Origin of the sequence: Bradyrhizobium mercantei (genome assembly GCF_001982635.1) — a bacterium.
GTDB lineage: Bacteria > Pseudomonadota > Alphaproteobacteria > Rhizobiales > Xanthobacteraceae > Bradyrhizobium > Bradyrhizobium mercantei.
In genome coordinates, this window is the sequence record NZ_MKFI01000001.1 from 1,110,726 (window position 1) to 1,132,502 (window position 21,777).

The 21,777-nt window shown below is 64.5% G+C and carries 16 protein-coding genes and 1 riboswitch; of the genes, 8 read left to right on the forward strand and 8 right to left on the reverse strand.

Features of this window, described 5'->3' with window-relative positions; all coding sequences use genetic code 11:
- Nucleotides 1-8: 8 nt before the first annotated feature.
- Together BI327_RS05450 and BI327_RS05455 are read right to left on the reverse strand one after the other, a co-directional pair.
- Nucleotides 9-935, reverse strand: coding sequence for a catalase family peroxidase (locus BI327_RS05450; RefSeq protein WP_076858698.1), 927 nt, complete (start codon nt 933-935; stop codon nt 9-11).
- 443 nt (nt 936-1,378) lie between these two features.
- A complete protein-coding gene (locus BI327_RS05455; protein WP_076858699.1) occupies nt 1,379-2,578 on the reverse strand; it encodes a TrmJ/YjtD family RNA methyltransferase in 1,200 nt (399 codons plus the stop codon).
- Nucleotides 2,579-2,927: 349 nt separating this feature from the next.
- Here BI327_RS05455 and BI327_RS05460 point away from each other — a divergent pair, with 349 nt between their 5' ends.
- The 3 genes from BI327_RS05460 (at nt 2,928) to BI327_RS05470 (ending at nt 6,607) form a co-directional block, all read left to right on the forward strand.
- Entirely contained in the window at nt 2,928-4,658 is a 1,731-nt protein-coding gene (locus BI327_RS05460; RefSeq protein WP_167386839.1) for an alpha/beta hydrolase family protein, read from the forward strand.
- A gap of 196 nt (nt 4,659-4,854) precedes the next feature.
- Entirely contained in the window at nt 4,855-6,069 is a 1,215-nt protein-coding gene (locus tag BI327_RS05465; RefSeq protein WP_076858700.1) for an NADP-dependent isocitrate dehydrogenase, read from the forward strand.
- A 31-nt stretch (nt 6,070-6,100) separates the two neighbouring features.
- Nucleotides 6,101-6,607: a DUF3455 domain-containing protein gene (locus BI327_RS05470; RefSeq protein ID WP_083741930.1), complete on the forward strand. Its 507-nt coding sequence runs from the start codon at nt 6,101-6,103 to the stop codon at nt 6,605-6,607.
- Between the two features lie 7 nt (nt 6,608-6,614).
- Here the strand turns inward: BI327_RS05470 and BI327_RS05475 are convergent, their stop codons facing one another.
- Both BI327_RS05475 and alaS read right to left on the reverse strand, forming a co-directional pair.
- Nucleotides 6,615-7,865: a cyclic nucleotide-gated ion channel gene (locus tag BI327_RS05475; protein WP_076858701.1), complete on the reverse strand. Its 1,251-nt coding sequence runs from the start codon at nt 7,863-7,865 to the stop codon at nt 6,615-6,617.
- 11 nt (nt 7,866-7,876) lie between these two features.
- Nucleotides 7,877-10,549 carry an alanine--tRNA ligase gene (gene alaS / locus BI327_RS05480; protein ID WP_076859244.1) on the reverse strand — a complete coding sequence of 891 codons (2,673 nt, stop codon included), beginning with the start codon at nt 10,547-10,549 and terminating at the stop codon, nt 7,877-7,879.
- Nucleotides 10,550-10,749: 200 nt separating this feature from the next.
- Nucleotides 10,750-10,838, forward strand: a riboswitch (glycine riboswitch).
- A 141-nt stretch (nt 10,839-10,979) separates the two neighbouring features.
- On the opposite strand from alaS, the gene gcvT reads away from it, so the two are divergent.
- The 4 genes from gcvT to BI327_RS05500 all read left to right on the forward strand — a co-directional run bounded on the left by gcvT (nt 10,980) and on the right by BI327_RS05500 (nt 16,041).
- A complete protein-coding gene (gene gcvT / locus BI327_RS05485) occupies nt 10,980-12,125 on the forward strand; it encodes a glycine cleavage system aminomethyltransferase GcvT (protein WP_076858702.1) in 1,146 nt (381 codons plus the stop codon).
- 12 nt (nt 12,126-12,137) lie between these two features.
- Nucleotides 12,138-12,503: a glycine cleavage system protein GcvH gene (gene gcvH, locus BI327_RS05490; protein ID WP_076858703.1), complete on the forward strand. Its 366-nt coding sequence runs from the start codon at nt 12,138-12,140 to the stop codon at nt 12,501-12,503.
- Between the two features lie 10 nt (nt 12,504-12,513).
- Nucleotides 12,514-15,387, forward strand: a complete 2,874-nt coding sequence (gene gcvP, locus BI327_RS05495; RefSeq protein WP_076858704.1) for an aminomethyl-transferring glycine dehydrogenase — start codon at nt 12,514-12,516, stop codon at nt 15,385-15,387.
- 222 nt (nt 15,388-15,609) lie between these two features.
- Nucleotides 15,610-16,041, forward strand: a complete 432-nt coding sequence (locus tag BI327_RS05500; RefSeq protein WP_076858705.1) for an acyl-CoA thioesterase — start codon at nt 15,610-15,612, stop codon at nt 16,039-16,041.
- Between the two features lie 36 nt (nt 16,042-16,077).
- Here BI327_RS05500 and BI327_RS05505 read toward each other — a convergent pair whose 3' ends face one another.
- From BI327_RS05505 to BI327_RS05520, 4 genes are all read right to left on the reverse strand, one after another.
- Nucleotides 16,078-16,479, reverse strand: coding sequence for a hypothetical protein (locus BI327_RS05505; RefSeq protein ID WP_143271535.1), 402 nt, complete (start codon nt 16,477-16,479; stop codon nt 16,078-16,080).
- 254 nt (nt 16,480-16,733) lie between these two features.
- On the reverse strand, nt 16,734-17,708 hold the full coding sequence (locus BI327_RS05510; protein WP_174683027.1) for a hypothetical protein: 975 nt from the start codon (nt 17,706-17,708) through the stop codon (nt 16,734-16,736).
- 158 nt (nt 17,709-17,866) lie between these two features.
- On the reverse strand, nt 17,867-18,955 hold the full coding sequence (recA, locus tag BI327_RS05515; protein ID WP_076858707.1) for a recombinase RecA: 1,089 nt from the start codon (nt 18,953-18,955) through the stop codon (nt 17,867-17,869).
- 465 nt (nt 18,956-19,420) lie between these two features.
- Nucleotides 19,421-20,242: a hypothetical protein gene (locus BI327_RS05520; protein WP_076858708.1), complete on the reverse strand. Its 822-nt coding sequence runs from the start codon at nt 20,240-20,242 to the stop codon at nt 19,421-19,423.
- Nucleotides 20,243-20,749: 507 nt separating this feature from the next.
- Between BI327_RS05520 and BI327_RS41275 the strand changes: the two genes are divergently transcribed.
- The gene (locus BI327_RS41275; protein WP_089025379.1) at nt 20,750-21,652 is read left to right on the forward strand and encodes a transposase; all 903 of its coding nucleotides are present in this window, start codon (nt 20,750-20,752) and stop codon (nt 21,650-21,652) included.
- Nucleotides 21,653-21,777: the final 125 nt, after the last annotated feature.

The following is a 21,777-nucleotide window of genomic DNA, read 5'->3' on the forward strand; positions in this document are numbered from 1 at the left end:
CTGTCCGATCAGCGGCGCTTCGCCAGCGCGATGGCGTAGGCAACAGTGCGCGCTGCGAAGATCTCATCCGGCGGATGACCGATGCCGTCGGCGAGATTTGCCGGATCGAAGATAGAACCGTCGCATGCTTCGTTCGGCTCGACGCCGGTGATCACGATCGTCCCCAATCGCACAGCTTCGCGATCGTCCTCGTCGGGCCATCGGATGGTCAGGTCCAGGGTGGGATCGCCGGGGCGATCGAGCAGCGCCATCACACTGAAGCGGATATTGCCTGTCGCCACCCGCTGTTCGAGTTCGTCGTGCAGGAAGTCGGCAGACTTCGCCCTGGCTTCCGCCGCGGTCAGCGTCACCTCGCCGCCCACCGGCGCGATCTTGAATTTGATGAACCGTGTCTCGCCCATCGCGTTCGTGGCCGGGAAGGAGTGCACCCCCCAATAGGTCGTGCCGGCAAAGCTGGCCGGCAGCGGCCGCGCGGCGATGTAGCTGGCCTGGCGCAGCGTTTCGGGATTGGCAGCAGAGAATGCCTTGACCTTTTCGGCGTCCGGCTGACCATCGGGTCCCGGGATGCGCACTTCAAGGAAAGCCAGCATCTGCGCCAGCGTCCTCGCATAATGAACCGGAGCGTCTTGCGCGAGGATGTCCGAGCGATGATCAGTGTCGCCAAGCCTGAAGCTGAAACCACGCGGCACCAGATGGTCGGTATCCGCCACATCGGGATTGCCGCCGCCCATCGAGAAGCGCGCCAGCACGCGGGATGGCCTGGTGAAGCTCCGCGACCTCGTGATTTCCTCCGCCTGCTGCGACGGCATATAGGTGCCGTGGACGCATTGGCCCTTGGCAAAGCCCGCACGTACGTTTGACGGATGGCCGGCCACTGCTTCCAGTGCCTCAACAATTAAGGCGGGCGTGACGGGGCCCCTCGGGAACTCGGACATGGCGACCTTGGTTCGAAAGCCGGTAATTTGTGCAGATTTACCGGGCCAGACCTGTCGCCGCCCCCGAGCTATTGACGTGATTGTAGAGCGATTGCTGCCAATCCATGAGTCTCGCTGTCGGCCCGGACGCGCGACGTCTCGCTGCGATCGCGAGACCCATGGGTGTGCGATCGACACCCGGCTTTCCCTGCGCCGGAATGGAGAGCAAGGCTCGGACGACTGATGTCGCGAGCTCGCTTATCCATGACTTCCGGCCGTTCAACATACTCGGTGTCGTCCCTGCGAAAGCAGGGACCCATAACCACGAATGACTATCGTTGAACGATGCTGGTGCGACGAGTCCCTTCCACCGCATCCGCCGCGGAGTATGGGTCCCTGCTTTCGCAGGGACGACGGCGGAGAGGCCTTGCCAAATTCACGGCCGTCCGGTCGATGGCGAAGCCTCACCGCCCCGGCGAAAGCCCCGCCTCCAGCCGCGCTAGCTCGCCGTCGAGGTCGCGCTCGACGTCAGCGACCTGCATATCAACCACCCGGTAGTCGCGCGCCTCGAGCCAGGCGCGGCGCTTGGCGCGGTCGGCTCCGATCGCCTCGCTCTCGTTCGGATTGATCAGCTCGACGGCGGTCCGGTGCACGAACGAGACGAAATCGGGGATATGGCGGCCGACCGGGGTCTGGCGCTTGAACTGGCCGGCGAAGCGGCGGTCCCGCGTCAGCGCCTGCCACAGAATCCGTTCGGCGTCGGTCGGATTGCGGCGGAGCAGCCGGGCGAGGCCACGCACCGTGCTGCTGCTGTCGGCGGTCGCACCGCCCTGCCCCTGCTCGGCGAGCAGCGCCCGCAGCCTCGTGGCCTGGGCGCCGTCGAGTACCCCGCCCTTGGCCGGGCCCTTGCGGCCCTCGGCGATCGCCATCACCACCCCGTGCAGCGTATGCATGTCCTGCTTGGTCGGGTCCATCCGGGTGAAGATATTGCGCAGATTCACCAGCATGGTGTCGCGCTTCTCGGCCGGCCGCAGGAACTCGACCTTGTCGAGCTCGGCGACGAGGTTGTCGAAGAACGCCTGCATCTGGTGCTGGGAGGCCGGCTCGGACCGTTCGGGCATCGCGAACGGCAGCGCGCCGGCGGTCGACAGCTTGAACCACTCATAGCCCATCAACAGCACCGCCTGCGCCAGATTGAGCGAGGCGAAGCCCGGGTTGACCGGGAAGGTGATGATGCGGTTGGCGAGCGCGACCTCCTCATTGGTCAGGCCGGAGCGCTCGCGTCCGAACAGGATGCCGGCCCCGCCACCGGAGGCAACATGGCCGACGATCTCGGTGGCCGCGCCTTCCGGCCCCACCACCGGCTTGGCCTGGTCGTGGGCACGCGCGGTGGTCGCGAAGACAAGCGTGAGATCGGCGACCGCCTGCTCGACCGTGTCGAACAGCTCGACGGAGCCGATGATGTGGTCGGCGCCGGCGGCGGCCCGCTGGGCGGCAATGTTCGGCCAGCCGTCGCGCGGGTTGACGATGCGCATCCGCGACAGCGCGAAGTTGCCCATCGCGCGCGCGGCCATGCCGATGTTCTCGCCAAGCTGCGGCTCGACCAGGATGACGACGGGACCGGCAAGGTCGTGCCCTGCCTTGGTCTTGTCGGTGCCGGACATCTCACTTCACTTTCTGATTCAACGTCTGAAGATTTTGAATCAGCTTCCGAAGTGGCTGATTCAAAGTCTCATTTGGAAGCCCGAGAGGGGCCCAGGGGACAGCACCGGGCAGCATCCACCAGCTTTGCACCGGTTTTGCGCGGGGCCATTTTCCCCAAGGAGATAACAGGGTTAGCGGCGTTTGCGAATCCTCAATCGGAATCCCAACCGCACAGAGCGAAGGCAGCCGCTTGCGCGCGCTTCGCCTTCGGATAGGCTATCAACCACAACCAAAGCGAAGCTGTAAAGGCACGCTTGAGACGCCGCTTGAACGGCGGGGCACTTGGGTCGAAGCACTTTTGGGGGGACGATGATGCGAGGCAGATGGACGCTGGCGATTGTGGGCCTGGTCTTGATCGTGGCGGGCGGGCTACTCGCCCACGTCACGCAGACCGCAGGCGGCATCCGGATCGAGGATGTCAGGTTCAAGGGCGCCAAGGGCAACACCATGAGCGCCCTGCTCTACGTCCCGGCGAATGCCACGGCGCAGATCCCTGCGCCCGGCATCCTCGCCGTCCACGGCTACATCAATTCGCGCGAGACCCAGGACGGCTTCGCCATCGAGTTCGCCCGCCGCGGCTATGTCGTGCTGGCGCTCGACCAGACCGGCCACGGCTACAGCGACCCGCCCTCCTTCGCCAACGGCTTCGGCGGACCTGACGGCCTTGCCTATCTGCGCAGCCTGCCATTCGTCGACAAGGAGAATATCGGGCTTGAGGGCCATTCGATGGGCGGCTGGACCGTGCTCGCCGCCGCCGCCGCGATGCCCAACGACTACAAGTCGATGGTCCTTGAAGGCTCGTCCACCGGCAAGCCGTTCGCGGCCGAGGGCACCACGAGCTGGCCGCGCAACACCGCGCTGGTGTTCGCCCAGTACGAGGAATTCCCCGACCTGATGTGGGGCGTCCAGCTCGCCCGCGATGTCACCACAAGCCCAAAACTCTGGGCGTTGTTCGGCACCCAAGGCGCGGTCGAGCCGGGCAAGGTCTATGGCGATCCGGCCAATGGCACCGCGCGGGTGCTGTACACGCCGACGATGACCCATCCGGCCGAGCACATCTCGCATGAGGCGATCGGCTACAGCCTCGACTGGTTCGCCAAGACGCTGAAGGGCGGCACCCCGCGCCCGGTCGACGACCAGATCTGGTTCCGCAAGGAGATCGGCACGCTGATCGCCCTCGTCGGTTTCATTGCGCTTGTGATCGGGACGTTCGACGGGCTGCTGGAAGCGGCGATGTTCTCCCGCCTGCGGCTGCCGGCGGTTGCCGACGGCACCATGCCGCCGCATCAGGCCGCGAGCGGCCGGCGCTGGACCACGGCGTTCATCCTGTCCGCCTTCATCCCGGCGCTGACCTATTATCCGGCCTTTGCGCTCGGCGGCACCTTCGTGACCCCGAGCGCGTTCCTGCCGCAGGGCATCACCAACCAGATCCTGGTCTGGGCCATCATCAACGGCCTGATCACGTTGGCGCTGATGCGGTTCGCCCCGAAGCGTGCCAGCCGGGCCGGGCTCATTGGTCAATCCGTCGTGATCGCGCTGGCCTCGGTTGCGGTGGGTTATGCGGCGCTGTGGCTCGCCGATCTCGCCTTCAAGATCGACTTCAGGTTCTGGATCGTTGCACTGAAGTTGATGAGCGCGAAGCAATTCCTCATCTTCCTGATCTATCTGATTCCGTTCACGGCGTTTTTCGTCGTGGCGCTGCACGTGCTGCACCGGAATTTCTCGACCATGGCTGCGCCGCGCGGTGCGCTGTACCTCACCAACATCCTGGCGCTGACGTTCGGTTTCATCGTGTTGCTGGTGCTGCAATACGGCACGATGTGGCTGACGGGGAAACTGTTCAACCCGGTCCCGGACCCCGGTTTCGTGCCGCTGTCGACCATCGTCGCGATCCAGTTCGTGCCGCTGCTCGCGATCGTGGCCGTGATCGCGACCTTCACCTGGCGGCGGACCGGATCGAGCCTGCCGGGGGCCCTGATCGCAGGCCTGTTCGCGACCTGGTACATCGTGGCCGGGACCGCGACGCAGGTGCCATTCTAGAAGGGGTCGCCTGACGAAAAGCCAGCCGGGACAAGGGGACCGAGAGCCGCCGTCGGAATGGCGGTTCTCGGCCAAAAGATGGGCTGAAACTGCATACCCCCTCCGCTTCCGCCCGCCCCCGGGCGGTGCTATAGCGCAGGCGTATTCCGCAATCCCGCCGTCAAAAGCGCGCTATTCCCAAGAGGGCCTCTCCGTCATGGCAAAAATCAAGGTATCCAATCCCGTCGTCGAGCTCGATGGCGACGAGATGACCCGGATCATCTGGCAGTACATCAAGGACAAGCTGATCAACCCGTTCCTGGATGTCGAACTGCTCTATTTCGATCTGGGCATGGAATACCGCGATGAGACCAATGACCAGGTGACCATCGACGCCGCCGAAGCCATCAAGAAGGTCGGCGTCGGCGTCAAATGCGCCACCATCACCCCCGACGAGGCCCGGGTGAAGGAGTTCGGCCTGAAGCAGATGTGGAAGTCGCCCAACGGCACCATCCGCAACATCCTCGGCGGCTGCATCTTCCGTGAGCCGATCATCTGCAAGAACGTGCCGCGCCTGGTTCCCGGCTGGACCAAGCCGATCATCATCGGCCGCCATGCCTATGGCGACCAGTACCGCGCCACCGACATCAAGTTCCCGGGCAAGGGCACGCTGTCGCTGAAGTTCGTCGGCGAGGACGGCACCGTGATCGAGAAGGAAGTGTTCAAGGCGCCCGGCGCCGGCGTCGCGATGGAGATGTACAATCTCGACGACTCGATCATTGATTTCGCCCGCGCCTCGTTCAACTACGGCCTGATGCGCAACTACCCGGTCTACCTGTCGACCAAGAATACGATTCTGAAGGTCTATGACGGCCGCTTCAAGGACATCTTCCAGGAGGTGTTCGACCGCGAGTTCAAGAAGGAATTCGACGCCAAGGGCCTGACCTACGAGCATCGCCTGATCGACGACATGGTGGCCTCGGCGCTGAAGTGGTCCGGCGGCTATGTCTGGGCCTGCAAGAACTATGACGGCGACGTGCAGTCCGACACCGTGGCCCAGGGCTACGGCTCGCTCGGCCTGATGACCTCGGTGCTGCTCACCCCGGACGGCAAGACCGTGGAGGCCGAAGCCGCCCATGGCACCGTGACCCGGCACTACCGCGAGCACCAGAAGGGCAAGGAGACCTCGACCAACTCCATCGCGTCGATCTTCGCCTGGACCCGTGGCCTCGCCCATCGCGCCAAGCTCGACAACAATCCGGAACTGGCGAAGTTCGCCACCACCCTGGAGAAGGTCTGCGTCTCGACCGTCGAGGAAGGCTACATGACCAAGGACCTCGCGCTCCTGGTCGGCGCCGACCAGCGCTGGCTCTCGACCACCGGATTCCTCGACAAGGTGTCCGACAACCTCGGCAAGGCGATGGCGGCCTGACGGCTGCCGTCCTGGGAAGACAGGTGCGAGCATGACCTTGGCCCTCGTCAGAGCCGTCGTGCTCGCATCGCTCTCGCTCACCGGATCGGCGGCATCAGCTGCCGATCCCCTGCCCGACGCCGTCGCAGCGCCCGGCGAGTCCCCGGTGCTGTCGGTCCATGCCGAGGGCGTCCAGGTCTATGAATGCAAGCCGGTCACCGACGGCAAGCTCGCCTGGTCGTTCCGCGAACCGGTCGCGACCCTGATCGCCGATGGCCGCACCGTCGGCCGGCACTATGCCGGCCCGAACTGGGAGCATGTCGACGGCAGCGCGGTCACCGCCCGCACCGCCGGCAGCGCGCCCGGCACCACGCCTGCAGACATTCCCTGGCTGAAGCTCGAAGTGATCTCCCACCGTGGCAACGGCCTGTTCTCCAGCGTCGCCACCGTGCAGCGGATCAATACCTCGGGCGGCGAGCTCAGCGGCGCGTGCGACAAGGCCGGCGCGCTGAAGGGTGCGGCGTACTCGGCGGATTACGTGTTTCTGCGCCGCGACTAGGCCAAAGCTAATCGCGGATGCCGCCGTCGGTCTCGCGCGGCGCCTGGGCAATCTCTGCGGCGGCCAGGTCGCCACCGGCCGTGAGCGGATCGGCGAGCCGCGCCTCCGCGGTCTCCCGGACATGCGCTGCGAGTGCCGGCATCCGTTCGATCAGGGCATGGAAATCCTGCGCATCGAGCAGCAAGAGCTTGGTCTTCCGCATCGCCGTCACCGTGCCGGAACGGTTGGTCCGCCGCAGCAGCGCGATCTCGCCGAAGAATGCGCCGTCGGCGAGCCGCACGCGCTGGCTCGGCAGGTCGATCTCGACCTCGCCCGCGGTGATGAAATACATCGACGATGCCGCGTCCCCACGCCGCACCAAGACCTCGCCGGCCTCGATGGTCTGCGACCGCAAGAGCCGCATGATGTCGGCGATGTCAGCGGCATTGAGATGCGAGAACAGCGGCACCCGTGCCAGCATGCCCCAGGTTACGACGAAGTCGCGGCGCCGCACCTCGTCGGCGAATGCGGTCGAGATGATCGCGACCGGCAGTGCGATCATCGCAAAGCCGACCACGATCGCAACCACGGTGACGATGCGGCCGAGCGGCGTCACCGGCACGACGTCGCCGTAACCGACGGTGCCGAGCGTCACGATCGCCCACCACATCGCCTGTGGCATGGTGCCGAACTTGTCCGGCTGCACCTTGTGCTCGATGGCATAGAGCAGCGCGGCGAATAGCAGCACCGCGCCGGTCAGGATCACCACGCAGCCGAACAGCGTGCGCCGCTCGGCATGCAGCGCCGCCAGCAGCGAGCGCATCGCGGTCGAGTAGCGCACGAGCTTCAGAAACGGCAGCATGCCGAACAGCACCAGCGCGGTCTTGTCGCCGATCGCCAGCGCAATGGCCGACGGCAGGAAGGCGAGCAGGTCGATCACCCCTAGCGCCGAGACGACGTATTCGAGCCGCGCCTGTAGCGGCGTCACGTCGCGCAAGGAGTGGCCGACCACGCTCCAGAGCCGCGCGGCATATTCCAGCGCGAAGGCTGCCACCGCCGCGATCTCGACGATGGTCAGCAGCCAACCGAACTGCGCGTCGATCTCGGGCACGGAGGCCAGGATCGCCGCCAGCACGTCGATCGCAATGATGGCGACGATGATCCCGGCGAACCGCGAGCCGCCCGAATGCGGCAGATCATCGCGTTCAAGCAGCTCGTAGAGACGGTCGCGCAGCCCGGGATCGCTGATCGTGGGCTTGAGCGGAGCCGTCACCACGATCAGCCTCTCCGTCAGGCGCTAGCCATCGCCTGCTCGATCGCCGACAGCGCGGCGTCGGCCTTGGCGCCGTCGGGCCCGCCGGCCTGCGCCATGTCGGGCCGCCCGCCGCCGCCCTTGCCGCCGAGCACCTCGGAGCCCTTGCGCACAAGCTCGACCGCGTTGAAGCGCGAGGTCAGGTCGGCGGTGACGCCGACCACGATGCCGGCCTTGCCGTCCTCGGTGACGCCGACGATCGCGACCACGCCGGAGCCGATCTGCTTCTTGCCGTCGTCGACCAGGCTCTTCAGGTCCTTGGTCTCGACGCCCTCGACCGCGCGCGCCAGCAGCTTGACGTTGCCGACCTCGCGCACGCCGGAGCCGGCGCCGTTCGACGCACCGCCGCCGCCCATCGCGAGCTTCTTGCGGGCATCCGACAAATCGCGCTCGAGCTTCTTGCGCTCCTCCATCAGGGCTGTGATGCGCGCCGGCACATCTTCGATCGTGGTGCGCAGCTCCAGCGCCGCGGTCTTGGCCAGCGCAATGGTGTCATTGGCGTGCTTGCGCGCATGATGCCCGGTCAGCGCCTCGATGCGGCGCACGCCGGACGCCACCGCGCCCTCGCTCGTCACCGAGATCATGCCGATGTCGCCGGTACGGCGCACATGGGTGCCGCCGCAGAGCTCGACCGACCAGCCGAGCGCGTTCTGGCCGTGATCGCGGGCGCCCTTGCCCATCGACACGACGCGGACCTCGTCGCCGTATTTCTCCCCGAACAGCGCGCGTGCGCCGGCCTCACGGGCATCGTCGACGCCCATGATGCGGGTGGTGACCTCGTCATTCTCCAGCACGACATCGTTGGCGATGTCCTCGATCCGGGCGAGCTCTTCCGGCGTGATCTGCTTCGGATGCACGAAGTCGAAGCGCAGCCGGTCGGGCGTGACCAGCGAGCCGCGCTGGGCAATATGATCGCCGAGCACCTGGCGCAGCGCCTCGTGCAACAGATGGGTCGCCGAATGGTTGGCGCGGATCGACGAACGCCTGGCGTGATCGACCTCGAGCTGCAGCGCGGTGCCAACGCTCAACGTGCCCTGCTCCACTTGACCTAGATGCACGAACAGGTCGCCGGCCTTCTTCTGGGTGTCGGTGACGCGGAACTTGACGCCCTCACCCGTGAGCACGCCGATGTCGCCGACCTGGCCGCCGGACTCGCCGTAGAACGGGGTCTGGTTCAGCACGATCGCGCCGCTCTCGCCGGCCTTGAGGCTCTCGACCTCGGCACCATCCTTGATCAGCGCCGTCACCGCGCCTTCCGCGCTCTCGGTCTCGTAGCCGAGGAATTCGGTCGCGCCGAGCTTCTCGCGCAGCGGGAACCAGATCGCTTCACTCGCCGCTTCGCCAGAGCCTGCCCAGGAGGCGCGCGCCTTCACGCGCTGCCGCTCCATCGCGTCGCTGAACGAAGCCTGGTCGACGCTGATGCCGCGCGACTTCAGCGCGTCCTGCGTCAGGTCCAGCGGAAAGCCATAGGTGTCGTACAGCGTGAAGGCGGTGTCGCCGTCGAACATGTCGCCCTTCTTGAGGCCGGCGCTCTTCTCGTCGAGGATCGACAGGCCGCGCGCCAGCGTCTTGCGGAAGCGCGCTTCCTCCAGCCGCAGCGTCTCCTCAATCAGCTTCTCGGCGCGCACCAGGTCCGGATAGGCCTGGCCCATCTCGCGGACCAGCGCCCAGACCAGGCGATGCATCAGCGGCTCGCTCGCGCCCAAGAGCTGCGCGTGGCGCATCGCCCGGCGCATGATCCGGCGCAGCACGTAGCCGCGGCCCTCGTTCGACGGCAGCACGCCGTCGGTGATCAGGAACGCCGACGAGCGCAGATGGTCCGCGATCACCCGGTACGACGCCACGTTCTGCTCGTTCGGACCATGGCCGAGGGCCGACGAAGCCGCATCGATCAGGTTGCGGAACAGATCGGTCTCGAACACGCTCTCGACGCCCTGCAGGATGGCCGCCATGCGCTCCAGGCCCATGCCGGTGTCGATCGAGGGACGCGGCAGCGCCACGCGCTCCTCCTTCGTCACCTGCTCGTATTGCATGAACACCAGGTTCCAGAATTCGAGGAAGCGATCGCCATCCTCCTCCGGGCTGCCCGGAGGTCCGCCCCAGATATGCTCGCCGCGGTCGATGAAGATCTCGGAACACGGTCCGCACGGGCCGGTGTCGCCCATCGCCCAGAAATTGTCCGAGGTCGCGATGCGGATGATCCGATCGTCCGAGAAGCCCGCGATCTTCTTCCAGTAGCCGGCCGCTTCATCGTCGGTGTGGTAGACGGTGACGAGCAGTTTGTCCTTCTTGAGCCCGAAATCCTTGGTAATCAGATTCCAGGCGAGCTCGATCGCGCGCTCCTTGAAGTAGTCGCCGAAGGAGAAGTTGCCGAGCATCTCGAAGAAGGTGAGATGGCGCGCGGTGTAGCCGACATTGTCGAGGTCGTTATGCTTGCCGCCGGCGCGCACGCATTTCTGCGACGTCGTGGCGCGCTGATAGCCGCGCTTCTCGACGCCGGTGAAGACGTTCTTGAACTGCACCATGCCGGCATTGGTGAACATCAAGGTCGGGTCGTTACGCGGCACCAGCGGCGACGAGGCCACGATCTCGTGGCCGTTCTCCTTGAAGAAGTTCAGAAATGTCGACCTGATGTCGTTGACGCTGCTCATGTTCATCCAATCGAGAAAGGGGCCGGCAGCCGCAAAAGGGCGTCATTTTCCGGCCGAACGCTTTTAGACATTGCCGGCTGCGGTGTCCAGAAACTGTGCAGGTGGATCATGGGCTTGCCGCGGCAGCACAAAGCCCGTGGGATAGTTGCTGCAGCTGCGTTGACAGTCTTGGTGGCGCGGTGTTTTCTACCTATCTGTACCCCGTCACGTCGGGAGAGACCGGCTTTGCCGCCGGCGCCGAAGGAGCAACCGCCCCGGAAACTCTCAGGCAAAAGGACCGCGTGACGTCTGACATCTGGAAAGAGGCGCTGGGGTCTTCCCCGATTGCGTCCGCCGACGGGATAATACTCTCAGGCACAGCGACAGATGGGGCTTTCTGCAGGTTTCTCAAGGGGAAATAGGTCCCCGCGGGAACCGCGAGGGCCCTGTGATGCTTGCGCACGAAACTTCCCCGCTGAAACAGACCCCGCTGCACGTGCTGCATCTGGCGCGCGGGGCGAAGATGGTGCCGTTCGCCGGCTATGACATGCCGGTGCAATACACGGCCGGCGTGCTGAAAGAGCATCTGCACACCCGCAACGCAGCCGGTCTGTTCGACGTGTCCCATATGGGACAGCTCGTGCTGAGGGCCGAATCCCGCAAGGTCGCTGATGCCGCGCTCGCGCTCGAAAAACTGGTGCCGCAGGACATCGTCGGCATCGCGCCGGGACGGCAGCGCTACGCGCAATTCACCAACGACGACGGCGGCCTGCTCGATGACCTGATGGTGGCGAATTTCGGAGATCACCTGTTCCTGGTGGTCAATGCTGCCTGCAAGGAAGAGGACGAGGCGCATCTGCGCGCGCACCTCTCCGACACCTGCGAGATCGTGTCGCTGGCCGACCGCGCGCTGATCGCGCTGCAGGGCCCGAAAGCCGAATCGGCGCTGGCGAAACTTTGTGCAGATGTCAGTTCGATGAAATTCATGGACGCCGGCCCGCGCCGTGTCGCCGACATCGACTGCTTCGTCTCACGCTCCGGCTATACCGGTGAGGACGGCTTTGAGATCTCCGTACCCGCGGACAAGGCGGAGGCCCTGGTCACGGCGCTGCTCGAAAATCCCGACGTGTTGCCGATCGGGCTCGGCGCGCGAGACAGCCTGCGGCTCGAGGCCGGGCTCTGCCTCTACGGGCACGATATCGACACCACGACGACGCCGGTCGAGGGCGCGCTGGAATGGTCGGTGCAGAAGGTCCGCCGCAGCGGCGGCGCCCGCGCCGGCGGTTTTCCGGGCGCCGACGAGATCCTTGCCCAGTTCGCGCAAGGCGCATCGCGCCGACGCGTCGGCCTCAGGCCGGAGGGCCGCGCGCCGGTGCGCGAAGGCGCCTCGCTGTTCGCTGACGCCAGCTCGACCGAGCAGATCGGCAAGGTGACCTCGGGCGGCTTTGGCCCGAGCCTCAATGCGCCGGTTGCGATGGGCTACCTGCCCACCGCCCTTTCCGCCGTCGGCACCACCGTTTTCGCCGAAGTGCGCGGCCAGCGGCTGCCGCTGAAAGTCGCCGCCACGCCCTTCGTCCCCAATACCTACAAACGCTAAGAGGATATCTCCATGACGACGCTGTACACGTCCGACCACGAATGGCTCCGCATCGAGGGCGACGTCGCCACGATCGGGATCACCGACTACGCGCAATCGCAGCTCGGCGACGTCGTGTTCGTCGAACTGCCCAAGGTCGGCCGCAGCCTGAAGAAAGCCGAGGCGGCCGCCGTCGTCGAATCCGTCAAGGCCGCCTCCGACGTCTACGCGCCGATCACCGGCGAGGTGGTCGAGGTCAACGAGGCCCTCGCCGCCGAGCCCGCGCTGGTCAATTCGGACGCCGGCGGCAAGGCCTGGTTCTTCAAGTTGAAGATTGCAGACAAGGGCGAGCTCGGTGGCCTGATGGACGAGGCCGCCTACGCCGCGCACACCGCCTGAGGATCAAGCCATGAACGCGCCCTTCAAGCCGATCAACGAAGCCGCCACCGATTTCGTCCGCCGCCACATCGGACCCTCACCGCGCGACGTCAACGCGATGCTGGAGACGGTCGGCGCCGCGAGCCTGCAGGCGCTGATGAACGAGACGCTGCCGGCGTCGATCCGCCAGAAGGCACCGCTCGATCTCGGCCGCGCGCTGAGCGAAACCGAGGCGCTCGCGCATATGAGCGAACTCGCCGCGCAGAACCAGGTGTTCACCTCGCTGATCGGCCAGGGCTATTCCGGCACCATCCTGCCGGCGGTGATCCAGCGCAACATCCTGGAGAACCCGGCCTGGTACACGGCCTATACGCCGTACCAGCCCGAAATCAGCCAGGGCCGGCTCGAAGCCTTGTTCAACTTCCAGACCATGATCTGCGACCTCACCGGCCTCGACGTCGCCAACGCCTCGCTGCTCGACGAGGCGACCGCGGCGGCCGAAGCGATGGCGCTCGCCGAGCGCCACTCGCAGGTCAAGGCGAAGGTGTTCTTCGTCGACAAGGAAGTGCATCCGCAGACGCTGGCGGTGATGCGCACGCGCGCAGCACCGTTGGGCTGGGCGCTGTTGGTCGGCGATCCCCTGACCGAGCTCGACAAGGCCGAAGTGATCGGCGCGCTGCTGCAATATCCGGGAACATCGGGCGCGGTGCGCGACCTCCGGCCGGCGATCGCATCGCTGCGTGCCAAGGGCGCGCTGGCGATCGTCGCGGCTGACCTGCTGTCGCTGACGCTGCTCACCTCGCCCGGCGAGCTCGGTGCCGACATCGCCGTCGGCTCGGCGCAGCGGTTCGGCGTGCCGATGGGCTACGGCGGACCACACGCCGCTTACATGGCGGTGCGCGACACGCTGAAGCGCTCGCTGCCCGGCCGCATCGTCGGTCTGTCGGTCGACTCGCGCGGCGCACCGGCCTATCGCCTCGCGCTGCAGACCCGCGAACAGCATATCCGCCGCGAGAAGGCGACCTCCAACATCTGCACCGCACAGGTGCTGCTCGCCGTGATCGCCTCGATGTATGCGGTCTATCACGGGCCCGAGGGCCTGACCCATATCGCATGCGGCGTGCATCGCTGTACCACCGTGCTCGCCGCCGGCCTGCGCAAGCTCGGCTATACGCCGACCAGCGAGGCGTTCTTCGATACCGTGACGGTCGAGGTGGGTGCGAAGCAGATCGAGATCCTCTCCCGCGCGCAGACGGAGCGGATCAATCTACGCATCGGCACAACCACGCTCGGCATCGCGCTCGACGAGACCACGACGCCGGAGACCGTCGAAGCGGTGTGGCGCGTGTTCGGCGGCAAGCTCAGCTTTGCCGAGATCGAGGGCAGCGCACGCGAGACGCTGCCGAAGGAGCTGCGGCGCACGAGCGCCTTCCTCACCCATCCGGTGTTCAACACCCATCGTTCGGAGACCGAGCTGTTGCGCTACATGCGCAAGCTCTCAGACCGTGACCTCGCGCTCGACCGCGCGATGATCCCGCTCGGCTCCTGCACGATGAAGCTGAACGCCACCACCGAAATGATCCCGCTGACCTGGCCGGCGTTCGGCAATCTGCATCCGTTCGCGCCCGCGGATCAGGCCAAGGGCTATCACGCGCTGTTCAAGCGGCTGGAGCAGTGGTTGTGCGACATCACCGGCTACGACGCGGTGTCGCTGCAGCCGAACTCCGGCGCGCAGGGCGAATATGCCGGGTTGCTGGCGATCCGGGGTTACCATCTCGCGCGCGGTGAGCCGCACCGCAAGGTGTGCCTGATCCCCTCCTCCGCGCACGGCACCAATCCGGCCTCGGCCGCGATGGTCGGCATGGACGTCGTGGTCGTCGCGTGCGACGCGCGCGGCGACGTCGACGTCAACGATCTCCGCGCCAAGGCGGAGAAGCATTCGGCCAATCTCGCCGCGGTGATGATCACCTATCCGTCGACCCACGGCGTGTTCGAGGAGCATATCAGCGAGATCTGCGACATCGTGCACGCGCATGGCGGACAGGTCTATCTCGACGGCGCCAACATGAACGCGCAGGTCGGGCTGTCGCGGCCCGGCGATTACGGCGCCGATGTCAGCCACCTCAACCTGCACAAGACCTTCTGCATCCCGCATGGCGGCGGCGGCCCCGGCATGGGTCCGATCGGCGTCAAAGCGCATCTTGCGCCCTATTTGCCAGGCCATCCCGCGACCGATGGGGCGACGGCGCACGCCATCGGCCCGGTCTCGGCGGCGCCGTTCGGCTCGGCGTCGATCCTGACCATCTCCTACATCTACATCCTGATGATGGGCGGCGAAGGTCTCACCCGCGCCACGGAGATTGCGATCCTCAACGCCAACTACATCGCCGCGCGGCTGCAGCCGCACTTCCCGGTGCTGTATCGCAACGAGCGCGGCCGCGTCGCGCATGAGTGCATCGTCGATCCCAGGGCGCTGAAGACGACCAGCGGCGTCACCGTGGACGACATCGCCAAGCGGCTGATCGATTACGGCTTCCACGCACCGACCATGAGCTTCCCGGTGGCGGGCACGCTGATGATCGAGCCGACGGAATCGGAATCGAAGTTCGAGATCGACCGCTTCTGCGACGCCATGATCGCGATCCGGGGCGAGATCGCCGAGATCGAGCAGGGCCGCTGGAAGATCGAGGCCTCGCCGTTGCGCCACGCGCCACACACCGTCCACGACATCGCCGACGATGCCTGGGACCGGGCTTACACCCGCGCCGAGGGCTGCTTCCCGGCCGGCGTGTCGCGTTCGGATAAATACTGGAGCCCGGTCGGCCGCGTCGACAACGTCTATGGCGACCGCAATCTGGTGTGCTCGTGCCCGCCGGTGGAGGATTACGCGGAGGCGGCGGAATAACGCGGCCTTTGTTGCGGGATGTTGTAGCAACCATTAAGCGGGAATGGTTGCTACGAGGCCCAGATCAAAACGTCAAAAACAACCCCATGCACAGTAGGGATTGGGGCGACTGGTCATCCGCGGGCACTAGATCCAGTCGGTAGGACGGGTAGAGCCAGGGGTCCGCGATTCGGCTATCGCGCGGAATGCGCGGGAGCGACCGACGCCGCGGCAGGAGGAGACATGCGCGAGGAATTCTGGTTTCACTTCCCGTTTCGCGTCCGCTATTCCGAGGTCGACGCGCAGGCCGTGGTGTTCAACGCCCACTACCTGACCTATTTCGACACCGCGATAACCGAGTATTTCCGCGCGCTCGGCTACGACTATCTCGGCGAGGTGGCCCGGACCGGCATCGACTTCCACACCGTGAAATCGGTGGTCGAGTACAAGGCGCCGATCCGGTTCGACGAGGACATCGAGGTCTGCGTCCGCGTCGCGCGAATCGGCCGCTCCTCGATCAATCTTGCGCTTGCGATCTTCCCCAAGGGCTCCGACGACCTGCGCGCCACCGGCGAGATCATCTGGGTCGCGACCGATCAGAAGACCCATCAATCGGTCGCGGTGACCGAGGATTTGCGGGCGCTGATCGCGAGCCGGGAAAAGGCGTTGGCATAGAGGTAAGCACGACGTCGGGCGTCGCGCAGATCAAGCTCACGGGGCGATCAAGGTGCGGTTTTCGGCATCCCAGCGCCTCAGCCGCCCATTCGTCAGCTCGGTGCCGCCCCACCAGCGATGGATCGGATTGTGCCGGCTGAAATCATCGGACCGCGCAACGATCGCCTTGCCGAGACCGGTCAGTGCAAGCCGGCTCCGCTTGTAGCGTTCGTGACGGTCATGATGGCTACGGACAGGGGCGAGGTGCAGCTGCCAAGCAGCCAACTCAGCCGGGGCTTGCGCGCCGATGATGTGTTCCGTCTGCAGTATCGCAAGCCTGGATATGACGCTCGCGTGCAGACGCAGGTAATCCAGCAGCCAGATCAACTGCAGTTGTGAGTTCGGATCGGGATCGATCCATAGATCGACGGCATCGAAGCGCTCGCAGAATTCGATCAATCCAAGACCCTGATGACGCGCGTCCTCGAGCAATCGGCCGGTGAGATTGTCCAGCCAGTGTGCCCCGGTACCCTGCGAAGCCGCTCACCGCGAAAACATGGCATCGAGTTCGCTTGACGCCGGCAATCTTCCGCAAACGAACCGCAGCTCGACGCCAACAACGCAATCGGCAAGCCGTGCGGCCCTCAGGGCGCCCGCCCCGCTGTCGGTGAAGGTGAAGATGAGTCGAGCCATAATGATGCGCGCTGCTCCCGCTACGTGCCGTGACCGGTCAGCGCCGGATTCCAGCGCCAGAGGTTGTCGTTGGTGAGGTGCGTGCCGCCCCACCAGCGATTGATCGGATTGTGATGGGTAAAGTCCTCCTTGTGGGCGAGCACCGCCTTGCCGAACTCCGTCACCGACAACCGGCTTCGCTGAAAGGCCTCCAGACGATCTCGCGCATTCTCCGGGTCGATGGAGTGCAAGCTATCGTCGAGCCCGGCGATCACCGGCTGCGGTCCGTGCGCTAGCCCTTCGAGCAGCCGGCCGATTTCCATCTCGTTGAAGACGCCGCACTGGCGAAAGCCGCGAAGGTAGAACAGCGCGTTCGTCCCCATGAATCCCGCAGCGACCAGCTCAAGCAGCCGCATCTCGGTCGCGCCAAGGCCCGATCCGCTCCATGGCAGCTCCCGCAGCAGGTCAAGCAGCGCCGGCCTCAGCAAGGGAAACGCACTCAGGTCGCGTTGCACCACATCGAAACACGCCTCCGGAGTTGTTGCCCGGTACGCTTGCCAGCACATGCTTGCCGTCTCGAGGTCCGCAGGTCGGACGTTGGCCAGCGGGACCTCGTTCCATCCGCGCCATTCCGGGGGCATGGCCCGCATGTTGAAGCCGACGAGGCGTAATTTCAGCTTTGCCGCCGTCTCGGGCTGAGCCTGCAATTGGCCGAGCACCCAGATCAGTTGCAGCTGATCGTTTGGATCGGGATCGAACCATAGCTCGATGACGTCGAATGACCCGCAATAGTCGCTGAACGCAAGGTCCTCCCAGGCCGTCCCCTTCGGGGAAATCCAATCTGACCAATGATTCCCCGGCTTCTGGCCGGCTCGCACGCCGAAATAGACGGCCAGTTCCGGTGGTGAAGGCAACACTCCCCAGGCGAAGCGAAACGAGAGCGGGAGCACCGCGTCGGCCAAGCCTGCACGCGTCAGATCGAGGCCAGATGGGTTGCTCAAGATCAGACGCTTCATTGATCCAACTCACTGAACACCGGCATCAAAACAAAACGGGCGCCGAAGACGTCGGCAACTCAACGTCCTCAGCGCCCGCTTGCAGCGAAATCATGTGATCGTTTGAGCATGATCTTTTCGGAAAACCGCTTCGCACTTTTCCGGATCATGCTTGTGGCTTACTCCTCCGTCGGCTCCTCGCCTTCGGCGTCGCGCTCGGGCGTGCCGGCGAGGATCTGTTCGGAGATCAAACCGGAGTTCTGCCGGATCGCGGCCTCGATCTTGGTGGTGATATCGGGGTTCGAGCGCAGGAACGCCTTGGAATTCTCGCGCCCCTGGCCGAGCCGCTGGCTGTCATAGGAGAACCAGGCACCCGACTTCTCGACGATGCCGGCCTTGACGCCGAGGTCGAGGATCTCGCCCATCTTGGAGACGCCCTCGCCGTACATGATGTCGAACTCGACCTGCTTGAAGGGCGGCGCCAGCTTGTTCTTCACCACCTTGACGCGGGTGGTGTTGCCGACCACCTCGTCGCGCTCCTTGATCGCGCCGATGCGGCGGATGTCGAGGCGGACCGAGGCATAGAACTTCAGCGCGTTGCCGCCGGTGGTGGTTTCCGGCGAGCCGTACATCACACCGATCTTCATGCGGATCTGGTTGATGAAGATCACCATCGTGTTCGACTTGTTGATCGAGGCAGTGAGCTTGCGCAGCGCCTGGCTCATCAGGCGCGCCTGCAGGCCCGGCAGCGCGTCGCCCATCTCGCCCTCGAGCTCGGCCTTCGGCACCAGCGCCGCAACCGAATCGACCACCAGCACGTCGACCGCGCCGGAGCGCACCAGCGTGTCGCAGATTTCCAGCGCCTGCTCGCCGGTATCCGGCTGCGAGATCAGGAGCTCGTCGATGTTGACGCCGAGCTTGCGCGCATAGACCGGATCGAGCGCGTGTTCGGCGTCGATGAAGGCGCAGATGCCGCCCTTCTTCTGGCCTTCCGCCACCGTGTGCAGCGCCAGCGTGGTCTTGCCCGAGGATTCCGGCCCGTAGATCTCGACAATGCGTCCCTTCGGCAGGCCGCCGACGCCGAGCGCAATATCGAGCCCGAGCGATCCCGATGACACCGTCTCGACATCCATCGAGCGGTCGTTCTTGCCGAGCTTCATCACCGAGCCCTTGCCGAACTGGCGCTCGATCTGGGAGAGCGCGGCTGAGAGGGCCTTGGACTTGTCCATGGAGGATCCTTCGACGATACGCAGTGCAGTGGCGGACATTTGGGATGTGCTCCTTATGGCGAGGATTCGCTAGCGGGACAAAGGGCGGGTGAGGTCAAAGATGGAATGCGTTGTTGATAGGAACCTCGTACCACGTTTGTTCTACGTTCGCAATATGTTCTTTCGGGCGGGTAGGCGCTGGCCTGTTTTATCCCCTAGTGGCCTAAGTTGATTTTCAGAGTGGCCTGTTTTGGTTTTACCGAACGGAAACCATGGCTTACCGGCTGTTCTCGGTAGGACTACCGAGGGGCGATCACCGAATGTTCTAGGGTATCACCGGCCCTTATCGCGCCATCAAAATGACTATGCAGTTTGTGCCAAGGGCTTTGACCCAGATCAAACCAACGGGCCGCCAAGAGTTCCAGCGTCCCCCTATGGCATGGGATCACGTCACCACAGCAGGGTGCATCATCATCGCGCTTTCCGTGCTGATCCTGGTTGTCGCGCTGATCGCGTGAGGCCGCCTCAGTTGGCGGCCTTGTCCTGTTCAATCTTCATTTCGACGGGCTCGTCGTCTCCATCATAGATTTGGGAGACATTCATTGCGAACGTCTTGAACCACCGCACCCGCTGCGCAGCGGGCCAACCCTTTTCAGGGTCCGGAATCTTTTTCAAAAGCGCAAGCAACAGGGGATCAAGTTGCAAGTCATCCTCTCCGCCGCCACCTCCACCACCGCCGCTACCGCCGACCCCGCCACCATTGGAATCATTGCTTCCGTCGGCGGCCGGGGCTTCCGTTGGGACGAAGCCGGGAAGAACGAGTCGATCTCGTCCAGCCTCATAAAATCCAGCCTGCTCAGCCGAGCGCTCCATCACTCGGCGCGCCGTATCGGTCAACGTGCTGGCAACGCCGAGGGCGGCAAGCTCCTTTTCGAGAGCGGCCGTAGGCGGCACAACACTTCCCTTAAATTTGTCATGCAGGGCGGCATAGAGCGGAACGCTCAAAAAGGCTTTCGCGCGGCCTTCGCGTTCTCGCTTAGCATCTACAACCAACCGGCCTAACTCGGCCAATTGCAGAGCATCTGATCGGTCGGCATTGATCAACCCAAAAAGCCGCGCCGCCGCCAGCCGCGAGCGAAAACCGCTGCTTGTTGGACTTTGTTTGACCCAAGGTGCGAGTTGCTCGATTGAGCAAGTATGCGTGCCGACATTGTTGTGAATCGCCTTAGCTAGGGCGACCGCCTCGTTTAGGTCCATGTATGGAAAGGCGATTGAGGAACGCTGCCGCTTTCCGCCCTCCTCGGCTTTTAGCTTGATCGCCGTTCCCTCTTCGTTCTCGTCTGACATAACCATCTCCTTCCGTCCATGTGGATAGGAACCATGGTGGTATATCCTCCAAATCCACAGACTGCAAGCGCCGGATGGATAATATCCAAAATAGTTCTTGCGAAGGATAGCGACTTGGATAATATCCATATTCAGAGACACGGAGCGACGAATGACTAGGAGGGTCTAAGCCCCCGACGCGCTAGCCGAGCTAGGGGGCGCAAAAGGAAGGGCCGCAGCGTCAAACCTCGGGGGAGGAACGCGGCGGCCCTGCAATCGGCTCTAGGACTTTCAGGGATCGTCTAATGGTAGGACACCCGCCCCTACAAGTGTGGAGATGTCGGTCCGAATCCGGCTCCCTGAACCATCATCGAATAAGTGGGACCGACCGCGTTGGCGCGCTGCCGATCCCTAGTTACCACCCCGGGATTCGGCCCCGAAGCGACAACCGCTGCAAATATACGCCTTGGCGGGCGTGATTTCCAGAGTCGCGGACGGGCCATCCCTCACCCAGAGGATTCGGCCCTCATGAACATACTTTCCCGCGATAAGCAGATTGAAGTCATTGCCGCGCTTTGCGAAGGCGTCGGCATCCGCACCGCGTCGCGCCTAACCGGCGTCAACCGTGGCACCGTGGCGAACCTGGCCCTGCGTGTCGGCTTCGGCTGCATGGAATTGCACGACCGGATCATGGTCGGCGTCCGCACCGAACGCTTAGAGCTGGACGAACTCTGGAGCTTCGTCGGCAAGAAGCAAAAGAACGTCAAGCGCCACGAGATCAACGCCAAGGGCGATCAGTACGTGTTCATCGGCATGGCCGGAACGCAGAAGGCAATCATTAGCTGGGGCGTCGGCAAGCGTAACACCGAAAGCACGATGGACTTCCTGCACGATCTGCGCGCCCGTGTGATCGGCCAGCCCGAGATCAGCACCGATGGCTTCCATCCCTACCGTATGGCGATCCGCGATGCTTTCGGCGATACCGCTTCGCATGGCGTGATCGTAAAGACCTACTCGGTCACGCACCTCGTAAAGGAAGCGCAGGGCCGCTACTCGCCTGCCGCTGTAGTAGCTGTAGACCGTGAAGTAGTATCCGGCGATCCGGATCAGTATGTCTCAACCAGCTATGTTGAGCGACAGAACTTGACGCTGCGCATGGCGTCGCGTCGGTTCACCCGGTTGACGAACGGCTTTAGCAAAAAGCTGGACAACCACGTTGCAGCCGTCGCGCTATATGTCTGCCACTACAATCTCTGCCGTAGTCATGAAGCACTGCGGACGACGCCAGCGAAGGCGCTGGGCGTGGCGGACAAGGCTTGGTCAATCGCTCAGCTAGTTGACGCTGCGCTCTCTGTGGCCCCCGCGCTGCCCACTGAGACGCCTCCGGATCGGCGCCGGAAGTTCACGGTAATTGAGGGCGGGAAATCTTAACCGCACGCGGGAAAAATACCCACAAAACAGCCTTGGGGATTCCATTGGGAATCCCCATGTGCTAGGAAGGACGGCAGGTCTTGCACCTGCACCGTCGTCGGCGACCCGGCTGGCACCGTTTCTAA